Source organism: Clostridium sp. YIM B02569 (assembly GCF_022320765.1).
In the GTDB taxonomy this organism is placed as follows: Bacteria; Bacillota; Clostridia; order Clostridiales; family Clostridiaceae; genus Clostridium; species Clostridium beijerinckii.
On sequence record NZ_JAKJJX010000005.1, the window covers coordinates 81,454 to 94,524 of the forward strand.

Below are 13,071 nucleotides of genomic sequence, written 5' to 3' on the forward strand. Positions count from 1 at the left end.
GTAATATTGGGTATAATAGATGTAGGAGGGATGGAAATGGCATATATTCTAGCGATAGATGATGAGCAAGGCATATTAAAGGTTATAAAAGGTGCATTAGAAAGAGAAGGACATAATGTAACTATAGTTTCTAATCCTACGGATATATCAAAGGATCAGTATGTAAAATACGATTTAATTTTACTTGACGTAATGATGCCAGAAATAGATGGATTTTCTCTGTGCAAAGAGATACGTAGTCTGGTTGATTGTCCAATCATATTTTTGACAGCAAAAACTATGGAACAAGATATTGTAATGGGATTAAGTATTGGTGGAGATGATTATATATCAAAGCCTTTTAGTATATGTGAGCTTCGAGCAAGGGTAGCTGCACATTTAAGACGTGAACATAGGGAAAAACAAAATGCTTTTTCTATTTCTGATATAAAATTCAATATAACTGCAAAAGAGGCTTATTATAATGAAGAATTAGTACCTTTTACAAAAAGTGAGTATAATATATGCGAGTATCTTGCTCTAAATCATGGGCAGGTATTTTCCAAGGAGAGAATATATGAAAGTGTATTTGGTTTTGATGGAAATAGCGATACTACAGCGATTGTGGAGCATATTAAAAATATAAGAAATAAGTTTAAGAAGGTAGGAATAAACCCTATAGAAACTGTTTGGGGGATAGGATATAAATGGAAAGAATGAAGAAGCAAAAAAGCATTTCTAAGATTTTCGCAATATATATAATGTTCTTTTGTATAGTTACAATTCTTTTAGCTATATTTGATTTTATTCTATTTCAAATTGGTTTGAATAGTGGGTTTATTTTACCAGCAAACTACTATGAGCAGAAAATTGAAAAACAAAGAGAAGAAATAGCAAAAGTAGAGGGTGTTAAAGTAAAAGACTTTATACCGGATGAGTGTAATTATATAGTGTATGATTCTATTGGAAATGTATTTTATAGCAATGTATCAGAAACTAAAGCTATAGATATTTGGAATCTTGTGCAAAGTGATAAGAGGAGTGAAGGAAAATATTATTACAAAGTTATTTCAAGGGAGAATGGAATCTGTGTAGTTGAATACACCATAGGGGCAAGTTTTGTTAGCCCTGCTTTGAAAAAGTATGTTCAAAATGCTGAGCTTAGTTTTGTTTTTATATATTTTGTTTTGTTTAGTATTGAAATTATAATTCTATCTAGGTGCTTTAGAAGAAGAATATCTAAAGAACTACAGATTTTAAAAGAGACTACAGAAAATATACAGATGGAAAACTTAGAATTTGAGGTGAAATATTCGAATATATTAGAAATCAATGAAGTCATTTCTGCGCTTGATAAGATGAAGACAGAGTTGAATGATTCTCTAAGTAAACAATGGAAGATGGAAGAAGCACGCAAAGAGCAAATGGCAGCATTGGCTCATGATATAAAGACACCATTAACAATTATTAAGGGAAACTCTGAGCTTTTAAGTGAACTTAATTTAAAAGCAGATCAAGCCGAATTTAACGATAGTATATTAAACGAGATTAAGAATATAGAAGATTATATTAAATCATTAATAGAAATTATGAAAACCGAGAAAGAATCAACATTAGAAAAAAAGAAAATAAAGTTAGAAGAATTTATACAGGATATAATTGAACAAGGAATTTCCATAGGTATAAATAAAAAAGTAGAGTTTAGAAGTGAAATTAAACATATTCCAGAATTTATTATAGGAGATGAACTGGCTTTAAAGCGAGCTTTAAGCAATGTTATTTCGAACGCGGTTGAATATTGCTCTGAAAATGGGAAAATAGCATTTGGGGTTGATTCAGATAATGATAATATAAGATTCACCATTGAAGATTCAGGAAGAGGATTTACAGAAGAGGAATTACAGTTAGCTACAGAGCAGTTTTTCCAAGGCGACAAGAGTAGAAATTCTAAAAACCATTATGGTATGGGTTTATATATTGCAAAAAAATTTATGGAAAAACACAACGGGAATATTTCGCTTGGAAAATCAGAAAAGCTTGGGGGGGCTAAAGTTGTTATAGAATTACCTATTTTATTTAATTAATAGAAATAGTTAGCTAAATAATAGGAAATCATTTATTATTCAAACAACTATTAAACCTAAGTAAAATTAATATTTCTAATTATAAGCCTAATAAGAACCAAGAGTATAGATCTCTGTGAACATGGAGATTTTTACTCTTGGTTTTGTGATTTTATAAAACAATAAATAGAGGATTATTTTATAAAAGAGACATTATTGTAAAATCCAAATATGTAAAAGTTATACATTGACTTTGAGTATACTCTAGAATATATATTAGAATTAAAACAGTTTTGTAGAAAGAAGGCGAATTATATGAAATATATTAACTATATAAGAAGCGTAACTTAAGTTAATGGTATTTTCCATGTTACTAAAGATAAAGAAATCAATACATATAATGTATTGGTTATAAGGAATATTTATGTTTAACATTGTTATACAAATTTTAAAATCAAACAGGAAGTGAATTAAAATGAAAAACATTAAGACAAAAGTTATTCTATTGGTCGTAGCAGTTTGTTTTTTTAGTTTATTATGTTCTTCGACGATAAGTTATTATCTGTTTTATAGAACCACTGTGGTTGAATCAAAGGATAAACTAGGGGTACTATCTGAAAAATATGCAGAAACTATAGACAAATGGATAGCTAATCAAGGAAACTTTGTTAATGAAACAGCTGAAAACATCGAATTTAACAATAATTATGATAGTACAAACCTTTTGAAATATATGAAAGTTAAAGCAGAGTCAAATACCGATATTATGGATATATATTTTGGTTTTCAAGATAAAAGTTTTGTTGATGAAGATGGATGGATACCGGATAATGACTTTAATTGTACAGAGAGAGATTGGTATAAAGATGCTTTAAAAAGTGACTCAGTAATTTATTCTGATCCATACATAGATTCTGAAACTAAGAAGTTAGTCGTTACAGTTGCAAAATCAGTTAAAAAAGATGGAGCAGTCATAGGCGTTTTAGGTACTGACATAAATATGGAAAGTATCTCTAACGAGGTTCAGAAGGCACAACCTATAAATAACAGTTATGGATTTTTATTAGATGAAAAAGATGAATTTGTGATTCATCCCAATAAAGATTTTCAGCCGAGTGCAGATAAGCTAAAGAATATTAGAGATGTATTAAGTGGAAGTTTAAGTAGCATGGTTGGAAAGGATAGTTCTGAATCTAATATTGTAAAGCTAAAAGATTATGATGGAATAAATAAATATTTTGCAACAGCTCCTATTACTTCTTCAAAATGGACAATGGGTATTGCAGTTCCAAATGCTGAATTTTTAAAACCGCTAACCGGTTTAATTATCAGTTTTATTGCCATGTTTGTATTTTTAATGGTTATTTTTTCTATGGTTGCTTTATATTTTGCAAGTAAAATATCAAGACCGATTTCATTGGTAACTAATTTAATAAATAAAACTACTAGCCTAGATTTAGAAATGAAGAAAGAAGATGAATTCGAGAAATTACTTCAAAGTAAAGATGAAATTGGAATTATTGCTAGAGCTGTAACATCGCTAAGAAAAGAGTTAAGGGAAACTATTGAAGTTCTTAAAGAAAAATCAAAAGAGTTACTTGATCATTCAGAAGGAATTGCAGTTTCAACTAATGAAACGCTTCAGGGAATTCAAGGTATTTCTGCAACGGTGGATCAGCTTTCAGTTGGCGCATTAGACCAAGCAAGGAATACAGAACTTACTTCTGAAAAATTATTGCATCTTGGAGAGAAAATAGATGTCTCATCAAATAATGCAGATTTAGTAACAAAGTTTTCAAAAAAATCGCATCATATTAGCGAAGAAGGTATTAGTGCTTCAAGGGATCTTATGTATAATATCAATGCTAATAATGAAGCTTTGGAAAAAGTAATTAGAAATATAGACTTATTATCTAATAAATCAGGATCTGCAGGCAAAATAATAAATACAATTCAAGCGATTTCAGAACAAACTAATCTTCTTGCACTAAATGCAGCAATTGAGGCAGCAAAAGCAGGGGAAGCAGGTAAGGGATTTGCGGTTGTAGCAGATGAGATACGAAAACTTTCAGAACAGACTTCAAATTCCACTAAGGAGATAGAAAGCATTGTAAATGAAATTATAAGAGAGATAAATGCAGCTAAGAAAAGTATGGATGAAGAAAAAAACATAATGACAGAAGTAAGCAAAACTACTAAAGAAGCTATTAATACGTTCCAACTTATAAATAGTACATTTGATGATACTATAGAAAATATAGAAGAGTTAACTTCTAATATAAAGTCTATAGATGAAAATAAAGATTCAGCAATAAGCAGCATTCAAGAAATTTCAGCTGTAGCAGAGCAGTCAGCAGCTTCAATTGAAGAAGTTTCAGCAACTGTTTCAGAGCAATCTAATTCTATGGAAAAGATATCACATTCTGTAATAGAGCTTAAGAATATTGCAGATAAATTAGAACAAATAGTTGGAAAGTTTAATGTATAGAGTAAATAGTTAAATTAGAATAATAGGTATATTGCTAGGTTTATTTGAAATTCTGGCAATATATTTTTGAATATTGGTTAGAAAAATAATTAAAGTCATAAAATAATTCTTAGATTATTTTATGACTTTAATTATAGAATAGTTATTTGGGCTTCTTCTTCTACTCTTTGAATAGCTCCAACTGTTCTTAATAAAGTGCCAATACAAGAGTATACAAAACCAGTAGTTATATTTATGTTAGGTGTAATAGAAAAGTTACTTTTACCTGACTGAATGTTATTATATAGTTCGTTAAGCCTTATAAATGAAACTCTAGTATAAGAAAGAATCACATATACACCAAGACAGCTTGCAAATGCGGCTATTTCACTTGGAGTTGGATGTTGTACATCAGACTTCTGCTGATTCTGACCATTTTGCTGATTTTGATGTTGGTCTTGTTGCTGATTCTGCTGGTTTTGTTGTTCTTGTTGACTTGGGGATTGCTGTTGCTGCATCATTCTTTGAATTATTATCTGCTTAGCTTTTACTGCTGAAATGATACCAAGTACAGTCGCCAGTAAATCAACATATGATGTTTGCAGTTCTATATTAAGCAATTCTAAATCTAATTGATCGTTACCAGTTAGAAAATGTATGGTAGCATTATAATTCTCCTGCATATTATCACCTGAAAAATTAGTACACTATAATATATTGAAAATATGTGCTATTGTTCTGACTTTTTTTACAGTATACCTTATAAACGAGTAAAATATAGCATGTCATAATATAAAAATTAGCAGAACAGCAAAAATTACATTATGATATACTGCTTTATTTTGCAAAATAACAACTGAACATAGAATTTATCATTTGTAATATAGATATGTAGTTAACATTTTGAATTAAGATTTAAAAATTTTTTAGTTATTTTTCTGATATTGATAAAATAAAGTCATCTATCATTAATTTAAAGCTGTCTTCTAAGTTGACTGGATTTTGAAAATATCCGTGAGAGCTTAGGGAAACGAATCCATGTAATAAACTTCTTAAAGCCCTGCTTTTATGAATTATAAATATTTTATCACTGCTATAAAAGTCTAAAATTTTACGTATTATTGCATTACTTTCACTAGCTAAGCGCTTAACTTCATCACTTTCAGTACTTGGGATATTCACGTAAAGCTTATAGCCACTCTTGTTTTCAAATGCAAAATCTCGATATACATAAGCAAATTCTCTTATTGCAGTCTCTCCACTTTTCCCGATTAGTCGTTCCATTAAAGTTGAATTTAAGTTATTTAAAAAGTATATGGTCATTTTTATTTTAAGCTCTTCAATGTTGGCAAAATGATTATATAAAGACGGATATTTTATATCCAGTTTTTCTGCAATCTTTTGGAAAGTAATTTGATTAAGTCCAATTTCATCAGCTAGTAAAAAAGAAGCTTCAATAATTTTTTCCTTAGTTAAATTTCGTTTCTGAACCATTTTATCACCTCTTATAATTCTGATTAATAAAGATAGTTTAACATGATAGGTTATTTTTATCAAATTGGAAATGATTATTAAACTATAAGATGTAGTTTACAAATTATATTTTATAGTTTATTCTTATATTTAGAAGACAATATACAAGTTATTGTATTGGAATAACAAAACTAATTAGTAAGAAGGAATAAATTTATTATGGAAATGTGGAAAAGAAATTTAAAAGTTTGTTGGTTCGGAATGTTCGTGACAGGAATAGGCATGAGTCAGATAGCACCAGTATTACCACTATATATACAGCATTTAGGAATTCAAGATGCGGCTTCGATAGAGAGGCTTTCTGGAATTGCTTTTGGTAGTACGTTTATTATCTCAGCTATTTTTTCACCCATTTGGGGACATGCTGCTGACAAATTTGGGCGAAAACCAATGTTGCTTAGGGCAAGTCTTGGTATGGCTATAGTTATAAGCTGCATGGGATTTGCACCTAATGTATATGTATTAATAGCACTTAGGTTATTACAAGGAGCTATCACAGGATATAGCACAGCCTGTACTACCTTAATTGCAACTCAAACAGATAAAGAACATGCAGGATATGCTCTAGGAACTATTTCAACAGCGAATATTGCAGGTTCCTTACTTGGACCTACAATTGGAGGATTTGTAGGAGAGACTTTTGGTCTGCAAAATGTATTTTTTATAACAGGCGGGCTTATGCTCATTGCATTTATTACTACAGTATTATTTGTAAAGGAATCTTTTAGTCGTGAAGATAATAAAGTTTTAAGTTTCAAAGAAGTTTGGAATACAGTTCCGGAAAAAGGATTAACCATTACTTTGTTTATAACTTTTTTTATATTATCTGTAGCAATGTATTCGGTAGAGCCAATAGTAACAGTTTATGTTACCCAACTATCTAAGGAAGCGAGTCATATTGCATTAATAGCGGGAATAACTTTTTCTGCATCAGGGTTTGCTAATATAATTGCAGCTCCAAGGCTTGGAAGGATCTCTGATAAAGTAGGAGCACATAAAGTTATGCTAATATGTCTCATAATAGCTGGAATAATATTCATACCTCAAGCTTTTGTAACGAACACTTGGGAGCTTATGGGGCTTAGGTTTTTACTAGGACTCACAGTTGGTGGTCTTAACCCTTCTGTTAATATATTGGTTAAGAAAATTACACCATCCGCTCTTACAGGTAGAGTATTTGGTTTTAGTATGGCAGCAGGATATCTAGGTGTATTTGCAGGATCAGTTCTAGGAGGACAAATCGCAGGATATTTAGGAATAAAATGCGTATTTTTTGTAACGAGTGCATTGTTATTAATTAATGCAGTGCTAGTATATTTTAAAGTGTATAATAAACTTAATATAAATAATAATCATAGAATGGAGAAGTATGAAAAGGGGATAAGAAATGGAAAACTTCAAGTCAGTGGAAAATAAATTTATTAATATAGAAAAAACTGCATTAGTTCTTATAGATTTGCAAAATGGAATCGTAAATAGAGAACTTTCACTTCCTAGGATTGGAAGAATTAGAACAAGCGAAGAAGTAATTTCAGCATTAAAATAATTAAAAACAAAAAGTAGCGAAAAAGATACAATGCATATAATACATAAGCATTGTATCTTTTTTACTGTAATTAAATTTACAGTTTAGAAAACATTTTATTTATTATTCTTATCGAATATAACTTTTCCAGGACACACTTCAGATTGGCCAAACCACATGCACTTTGCACAATTTAAACATTTTCCAGTATCTTTTCCATCCATAGCATGGTTTGCCCAATTAGGATTTATAAGAATCCCTTTACCAATATCAACGATATCTACATTTGTTTCATTTAATATTTCTTCTGCAATTTCGGCTGAATTAATTCCATTAACTGCAAATACTGGAATTGATACTTCTTGCTTGATCTTCTCAGCAGCATAAACAGCATTGGAATACTTATAATTTTTGCTTATATTAATTTCTTGTTCATTAAAGAATCCATAAGAAATATCAAGAAAATCTATTCCACTCTTATCTAATATTTTAGCATAACTTACTCCATCTTCTATTGATGGTTCAAATCCTCCTAGACGAATTCCAATAACAAATTCTTCAGGAGTTACTTTTCTAATTCCTTCTAGTATTTCTAGTACAAATCTTTCTGGGTTAGTGCCATATTCATCAGTTCTTTTATTAACATTCTTATTTAAAAATTGACTTATTAAGTAACCATGACATCCGTGTAGCTCAACACCATCATATCCAGCTTCATAAGCTCTTCTTACAGCTTCAATATAGTCTTTTTGTATTGATTCTATATCTTCTTTAGTCATTTCACGTCCAATAACTGTTCCGGCAAAACCTTTATATTCATATGGACTTGGACATAGAGGAGATTTAGAGATTCCTGTAACTCCAGCATGATGAATTTGAATAAATATTTTACATCCTTCTTCATGAACTGCATTAACTATGTTTTTTAATCCTTCAATTTGGTTATCTTCCCAAATTCCAATTTGCTTTTCTGATAATCTTCCATCTTTATTAATACATGTAGCTTCTTGTATTATAAGTCCTGGACCGCCTTTAGCTAATTCCTTATAACGGTCTAAATTTTCTGATGTTACATATCCATCTTTGGCTAAACCTACAACCATTGGAGGTACACATATGCGGTTTTTTATTTCTATATTTTTAATACTAAATTCTGAGAATAACTTTTTCAAAATATTCACACTCCCATTTTGACTTATTTACATATTACCATTTGTCTGGTATGTTAATATTATAATTTAATAGGGAACATAGTAACAAGTACGCACATTTTTGTGCCTTGGTTTTTGGAGGATTACTTATGAAAAATGAAATAGAAAAAGTACAAAACAAGTATTCTAAAGCATGTCCTGTCCTTAGAGCTCTTGAAATTATAGGAGGTAAGTGGAGGCTACCTATTATATGGGAGATATCAGTTGCAAAGAGTATTCGATATAATGAACTTAAAAGGAGTATACCCGGTATAACTAATATTATGCTAACTCGATCTTTGCAGGCATTAGAAGAACATGGACTTGTGAAAAGAATAGAATATAATAAAATTCCACCGCATGTAGAATATTCTTTAACAGATGACTGTAATGAGTTACTTCCTGCATTAGCAATCATTAATGAATGGGGAAAAAGAGTATGGCCGGAACATAAGGAATGAAGTTAAACCTGAAGCAAAATAAAAGAGTTTAAACGTGATAAATATTTATCTTTAAATATAATTATGGTTTCCTAGCGTTTGATGCTAGGAATTATTTTTTAACTTCATTTGTATAACAAACACAAACCGCGTTTCTTCCATTCTCTTTTGCATTATACAAGGCATTGTCAGCACGCCTAAACCAGCTATGAAAATCTTCAACTGCATCTTTTTCGGCTATGCCTATGCTAACAGTTATTTTATTTACAAATTTGAATCTATGATTTTCTATGGATAATCTTATTGTTTCAGCAATTATAGTACTCTCTTTTGAATTTGTGAAGGGGAGTACTGCAACAAATTCTTCTCCTCCCCATCTAACAAGAATGTCTTCTTTCCTAAGGCACTGTTTAATAATCATAGCTGTTTCAGATAAAACTAGGTCTCCAGCACTATGTCCATAGGTATCATTAACTTTTTTAAAGTGATCAATATCAAGAACCAACATTGATACAAGACTCTTTTCTTTTTCGAGTTGAAGAATTTTATTTACAACTGTTTCTTCAAAATAGCGTCTATTATATATATTGGTAAGTTTATCTGTTATAACTTCTAATTGAAGCCTATTATTAACTTCTTTTTCATGTTTTATTTGTTTTATAATTCCGATGGTAAATAATAATGTTTCAATAGATGCAGCAGGATAGCATGTGCTAAATGCAAAGATATTCCATTCCAGTAAACCGTAAGAACCTAAAATATATATGATAAAGCCGGTAAATAGTATAAATATGCCAACCAAGTAATATATAGATCCCATACCAAATTTAAAATAAGAATATATTGAAATAAGAATATATAATCCTACTAGGATCATCTGCAAATATAAAATATCATAAGTAAATCCGTCAGGAATAATTTTAGATATATAGAGAGAAAGTACGAGAAAAAGTATTGAAAGTTTAAAAAAATTATTTAATATGGGCATGTGTTTTTTTATATCTAAGTATGAATATATAAATAAAACCCAGGTTGAAGCGGCCATTGCACCTAATGCTATAAGCCTGTTATTACTATTAAATCCTAGAATTAATTTTTGCATTCCAGATAAGCAATATAGTAGTGAAAGCAGTGATCCTGTAAAAAGTGAATGAAATAAATACTTCTTATCTTTTGATGAAAAGAATAGAATCATATTCATAATAAGCATTCCTAGGAGTACACCCAAATTACCGATATAAAAACATGCTAACAAGTTTTGAATAATATAAAAGTTACTGTCTTTTGCTAGAAGTAAATTAAATACATTTGAATCCCAAGTTGAATTTATATAGATATCTCTATTAAAATCAATATTTTCAGGTAGATTAATATATGGAAAAATAAAGTATTCATTAGGCTTTTCAGTTACATACTTGCCATCAGTAGTTGGAATATAAAATTGAATATTTTCAATGAATTCACAATCAATGTACATTATATTATCAGTGCTAGCTTGTTCACCTTGTAATCTTAGTTTAAGCCAGACTTTTTGAACATCTTCAGGAAAGTAGATATTTTTAGAATTGTTTTTTTCAAATTTAATATAACTATTATCTGCTACTTGGTTTATTTCTGCATATTGATTATCTTTAGGGATGAAGTATTCTACATTGTTTGATAAGTTTATATATTTATCATCATCAATAAGTTCAAAATAACTATATTTTAGAACCTTTACAAAATTTGTTAATAGTATAATTGAAATAATAATTATGCCCGTTAGAGCTACAAAATTTACCTCCTTCAATTTTATTGATATATTTTTTAACATACTGCCACCCCATATTAATGTTTTTAGATTAATGAACTTTATATTCCTGAAAATATTTATTAGATTTAATATATTTTATTTTATATGTTTCTACTATGTTCTTTATTTTAGTACATTATTAAGCTACTTTTTTCTATAATTAAAGCTAAATTGTTTATAACAAAAGTATGATTAATTGCATTATAATTCACGATAAGTATTATTATACCATATAAATTTTACATGATATTTTTATGTTTATAATCTTATGATTATTTTTAAATCGTATCGGTATTTGATTATAATCATTTTAAAATTTATGATATAATGATTAAATTGTTAAAGAGTTAAAATCAGTAATATATTTAGATAAGCATAAAACATAAGAGGGAAGTATGACTAAAATAAACATAATTTCAAATAAAAGAAAAAAAGAACGAATAAAGATTAATAATTTAAATGATTTTAAAGATGCATTGAAAAAAGAAGGCTATAAAATAAATTACTTTGATGAAGAGAAATTTAAAATAGAAGTTGCCAAGGCTTTTAAAGTAGAGAATAGTCTCATAGAGGAATTATATAAATGTATTGGTGAGGAGCAGGCCACTTACAGAGCAGATGATGTTAGTGATTTAATTAATTACATGAAAAAAATAATACTATTTGAATATGAACATGATAGATTATGGAAAAAAATAAATTCAATAAAAATATTAAATATAAATAGGATTGAATATGAGCGAGATGCAGTATCTAGAGATGATGTTAAAGATATGCTGATTGACATAAAAGAAGTTAAAAAAAGAGTATCCAGAATAGTAAGTGAAAAAGAAAAAGAGAAATTAGAAATTTTGGAAAAAGAATTAGATAATGATTATTTATATTCAAAGGATATTGAGCTTTTGAAGAAAATGCTTCTTATTAAAGAAGAAAGAGTAAAAGAAAGTTATAATATTAATACTAAAGTTAAAACAATATCTATAGAAATTCCAAAGCAAATAGATTATCACTATATAAGACCACAAAAAGGCACTGTTGAATATCATCAACATCTAAGTAATAATATACCGAGAATGCAGCGATTAATAAAGAATATTAATAAGTATATGAAAGCCGATGAAGAAGAAAGATCAATATTTAAAATAAATCAAAGTAAAACATTACAGGATTCTATAAATATTGCAGTAGCAATATATGATAATAAAGAATTCAAGGCGATAAGCGGAAGTAATAATATAAAGGATTATTGTCATGCACCAACGAAAGATGAATCATTTTTTAAAAGTAATAAAGTTAACAAATTGGGTGAGTTTGGAATTGGATATGACAGAATCAATGATAGTGAAAAAAAGATAATTGAAGAAATACATAAACAGATAGAAGCAAAAGTATTGAAAGATGAGGGAAACTTAACTTTATATAGCAAATGGGAGCCTTGTCCAAGTTGCTGCTTTGTAATTAGCCAGTTTTGCAAAAAGCATCCTAATATAGAAGTTCAAGTTAAGTACCATAAGAAATATGGTGAATAAAAGACATATATTATTTGAAAAATAAAGATGGGACCAACGACAATACATAAATATGCTGTCGTTGGTTTTGATTTATATAGATAATTTATATTTCACCTTGATAGTCAAATTCATCATCATCTTTATGTATGTCAGAATCAGAATATCTAACTGATGTGGGAATTCTTTCTGTAGAGTCTGGATTTTTTGTATTAACAGGGCTTACGTCGCTTGAACCATGAGTATATTTTGAACGTGAAGCATGACTGTTAGCGTATCTTACTTTTTCTGAATCAAGGGATGGATCGTCCTCAGATGAATGGATATCAATAATTTTTTCAGTATCATAGACGCTTGGTGTTTGATCATCTAGTGTTTTTCCTCTTTTCATTGAAATCACTCCTAACATAATAATCTAAAAAATTATTTATAATATATTAAAATACTCTAAATAAAAATTTAAATAACTTAAAGATAAGTTATATAGTTATTATTGAAAAAAGTAAACTTATTAATACGTGGAAGATTTAGTTTTGTAAATATTTAATGAAGATAAAACTAATTAATTATACTT

11 protein-coding genes and 1 pseudogene are annotated in these 13,071 nt (G+C 28.9%); 7 read left to right on the top strand and 5 right to left on the bottom strand.

The annotated features are described in order from the left end of the window. Positions 1 to 36 precede the first annotated feature (36 nt). The 3 genes from L3B96_RS06065 to L3B96_RS06075 all read left to right on the top strand — a co-directional run bounded on the left by L3B96_RS06065 (position 37) and on the right by L3B96_RS06075 (position 4,530). Positions 37 to 699, top strand: a complete 663-nt coding sequence (locus L3B96_RS06065; protein ID WP_238859337.1) for a response regulator transcription factor — start codon at positions 37 to 39, stop codon at positions 697 to 699. After that, entirely contained in the window at positions 687 to 2,063 is a 1,377-nt protein-coding gene (locus L3B96_RS06070; RefSeq protein WP_238859339.1) for a HAMP domain-containing sensor histidine kinase, read from the top strand. Before L3B96_RS06065 ends, L3B96_RS06070 begins: the two co-directional genes overlap by 13 nt. A gap of 454 nt (positions 2,064 to 2,517) precedes the next feature. After that, on the top strand, positions 2,518 to 4,530 hold the full coding sequence (locus tag L3B96_RS06075) for a methyl-accepting chemotaxis protein (RefSeq protein ID WP_238859341.1): 2,013 nt from the start codon (positions 2,518 to 2,520) through the stop codon (positions 4,528 to 4,530). A 131-nt stretch (positions 4,531 to 4,661) separates the two neighbouring features. Here L3B96_RS06075 and L3B96_RS06080 read toward each other — a convergent pair whose 3' ends face one another. Together L3B96_RS06080 and L3B96_RS06085 are read right to left on the bottom strand one after the other, a co-directional pair. Then, positions 4,662 to 5,192 (bottom strand): hypothetical protein, encoded by a 531-nt coding sequence (locus L3B96_RS06080; protein WP_238859343.1) that lies wholly within the window; start codon positions 5,190 to 5,192, stop codon positions 4,662 to 4,664. 247 nt (positions 5,193 to 5,439) lie between these two features. Further along, a complete protein-coding gene (locus tag L3B96_RS06085; protein ID WP_012059496.1) occupies positions 5,440 to 6,003 on the bottom strand; it encodes a TetR/AcrR family transcriptional regulator in 564 nt (187 codons plus the stop codon). 198 nt (positions 6,004 to 6,201) lie between these two features. Between L3B96_RS06085 and L3B96_RS06090 the strand changes: the two genes are divergently transcribed. Together L3B96_RS06090 and L3B96_RS06095 are read left to right on the top strand one after the other, a co-directional pair. After that, positions 6,202 to 7,458, top strand: a complete 1,257-nt coding sequence (locus L3B96_RS06090; RefSeq protein ID WP_012059495.1) for a multidrug efflux MFS transporter — start codon at positions 6,202 to 6,204, stop codon at positions 7,456 to 7,458. Further along, positions 7,430 to 7,531 (top strand): annotated as a pseudogene (locus L3B96_RS06095) (hydrolase); the annotation flags it as partial. The gene L3B96_RS06090 and the pseudogene L3B96_RS06095, both read left to right, overlap by 29 nt. Positions 7,532 to 7,683: 152 nt before the next feature. On the opposite strand, the gene L3B96_RS06100 reads toward L3B96_RS06095, so the two are convergent. Then, a complete protein-coding gene (locus tag L3B96_RS06100; protein WP_238859344.1) occupies positions 7,684 to 8,739 on the bottom strand; it encodes an NADH:flavin oxidoreductase in 1,056 nt (351 codons plus the stop codon). A 128-nt stretch (positions 8,740 to 8,867) separates the two neighbouring features. Between L3B96_RS06100 and L3B96_RS06105 the strand changes: the two genes are divergently transcribed. Beyond that, the gene (locus L3B96_RS06105) at positions 8,868 to 9,218 is read left to right on the top strand and encodes a helix-turn-helix domain-containing protein (RefSeq protein ID WP_238859347.1); all 351 of its coding nucleotides are present in this window, start codon (positions 8,868 to 8,870) and stop codon (positions 9,216 to 9,218) included. Positions 9,219 to 9,309: 91 nt separating this feature from the next. On the opposite strand, the gene L3B96_RS06110 is transcribed toward L3B96_RS06105, so the two are convergent. After that, positions 9,310 to 11,010: a GGDEF domain-containing protein gene (locus L3B96_RS06110; RefSeq protein ID WP_238859349.1), complete on the bottom strand. Its 1,701-nt coding sequence runs from the start codon at positions 11,008 to 11,010 to the stop codon at positions 9,310 to 9,312. A gap of 374 nt (positions 11,011 to 11,384) precedes the next feature. Between L3B96_RS06110 and L3B96_RS06115 the strand changes: the two genes are divergently transcribed. Next, positions 11,385 to 12,518: a deaminase domain-containing protein gene (locus L3B96_RS06115; RefSeq protein ID WP_012059491.1), complete on the top strand. Its 1,134-nt coding sequence runs from the start codon at positions 11,385 to 11,387 to the stop codon at positions 12,516 to 12,518. An 85-nt stretch (positions 12,519 to 12,603) separates the two neighbouring features. On the opposite strand, the gene L3B96_RS06120 is transcribed toward L3B96_RS06115, so the two are convergent. Then, positions 12,604 to 12,906: a hypothetical protein gene (locus tag L3B96_RS06120; protein WP_238859351.1), complete on the bottom strand. Its 303-nt coding sequence runs from the start codon at positions 12,904 to 12,906 to the stop codon at positions 12,604 to 12,606. Positions 12,907 to 13,071: the final 165 nt, after the last annotated feature.

Excerpts from the sequence above, each read along its gene's own strand:
- L3B96_RS06065 (WP_238859337.1), top strand. The coding sequence starts at position 37 with ATGGCATATATTCTAGCGATAGATGATGAGCAAGGCATATTAAAGGTT.
- L3B96_RS06070 (WP_238859339.1), top strand. The coding sequence starts at position 687 with ATGGAAAGAATGAAGAAGCAAAAAAGCATTTCTAAGATTTTCGCAATA.
- L3B96_RS06075 (WP_238859341.1), top strand. The coding sequence starts at position 2,518 with ATGAAAAACATTAAGACAAAAGTTATTCTATTGGTCGTAGCAGTTTGT.
- L3B96_RS06080 (WP_238859343.1), bottom strand. The coding sequence starts at position 5,192 with ATGCAGGAGAATTATAATGCTACCATACATTTTCTAACTGGTAACGAT.
- L3B96_RS06085 (WP_012059496.1), bottom strand. The coding sequence starts at position 6,003 with ATGGTTCAGAAACGAAATTTAACTAAGGAAAAAATTATTGAAGCTTCT.
- L3B96_RS06090 (WP_012059495.1), top strand. The coding sequence starts at position 6,202 with ATGGAAATGTGGAAAAGAAATTTAAAAGTTTGTTGGTTCGGAATGTTC.
- L3B96_RS06105 (WP_238859347.1), top strand. The coding sequence starts at position 8,868 with ATGAAAAATGAAATAGAAAAAGTACAAAACAAGTATTCTAAAGCATGT.
- L3B96_RS06110 (WP_238859349.1), bottom strand. The coding sequence starts at position 11,010 with ATGTTAAAAAATATATCAATAAAATTGAAGGAGGTAAATTTTGTAGCT.
- L3B96_RS06115 (WP_012059491.1), top strand. The coding sequence starts at position 11,385 with ATGACTAAAATAAACATAATTTCAAATAAAAGAAAAAAAGAACGAATA.
- L3B96_RS06120 (WP_238859351.1), bottom strand. The coding sequence starts at position 12,906 with ATGTTAGGAGTGATTTCAATGAAAAGAGGAAAAACACTAGATGATCAA.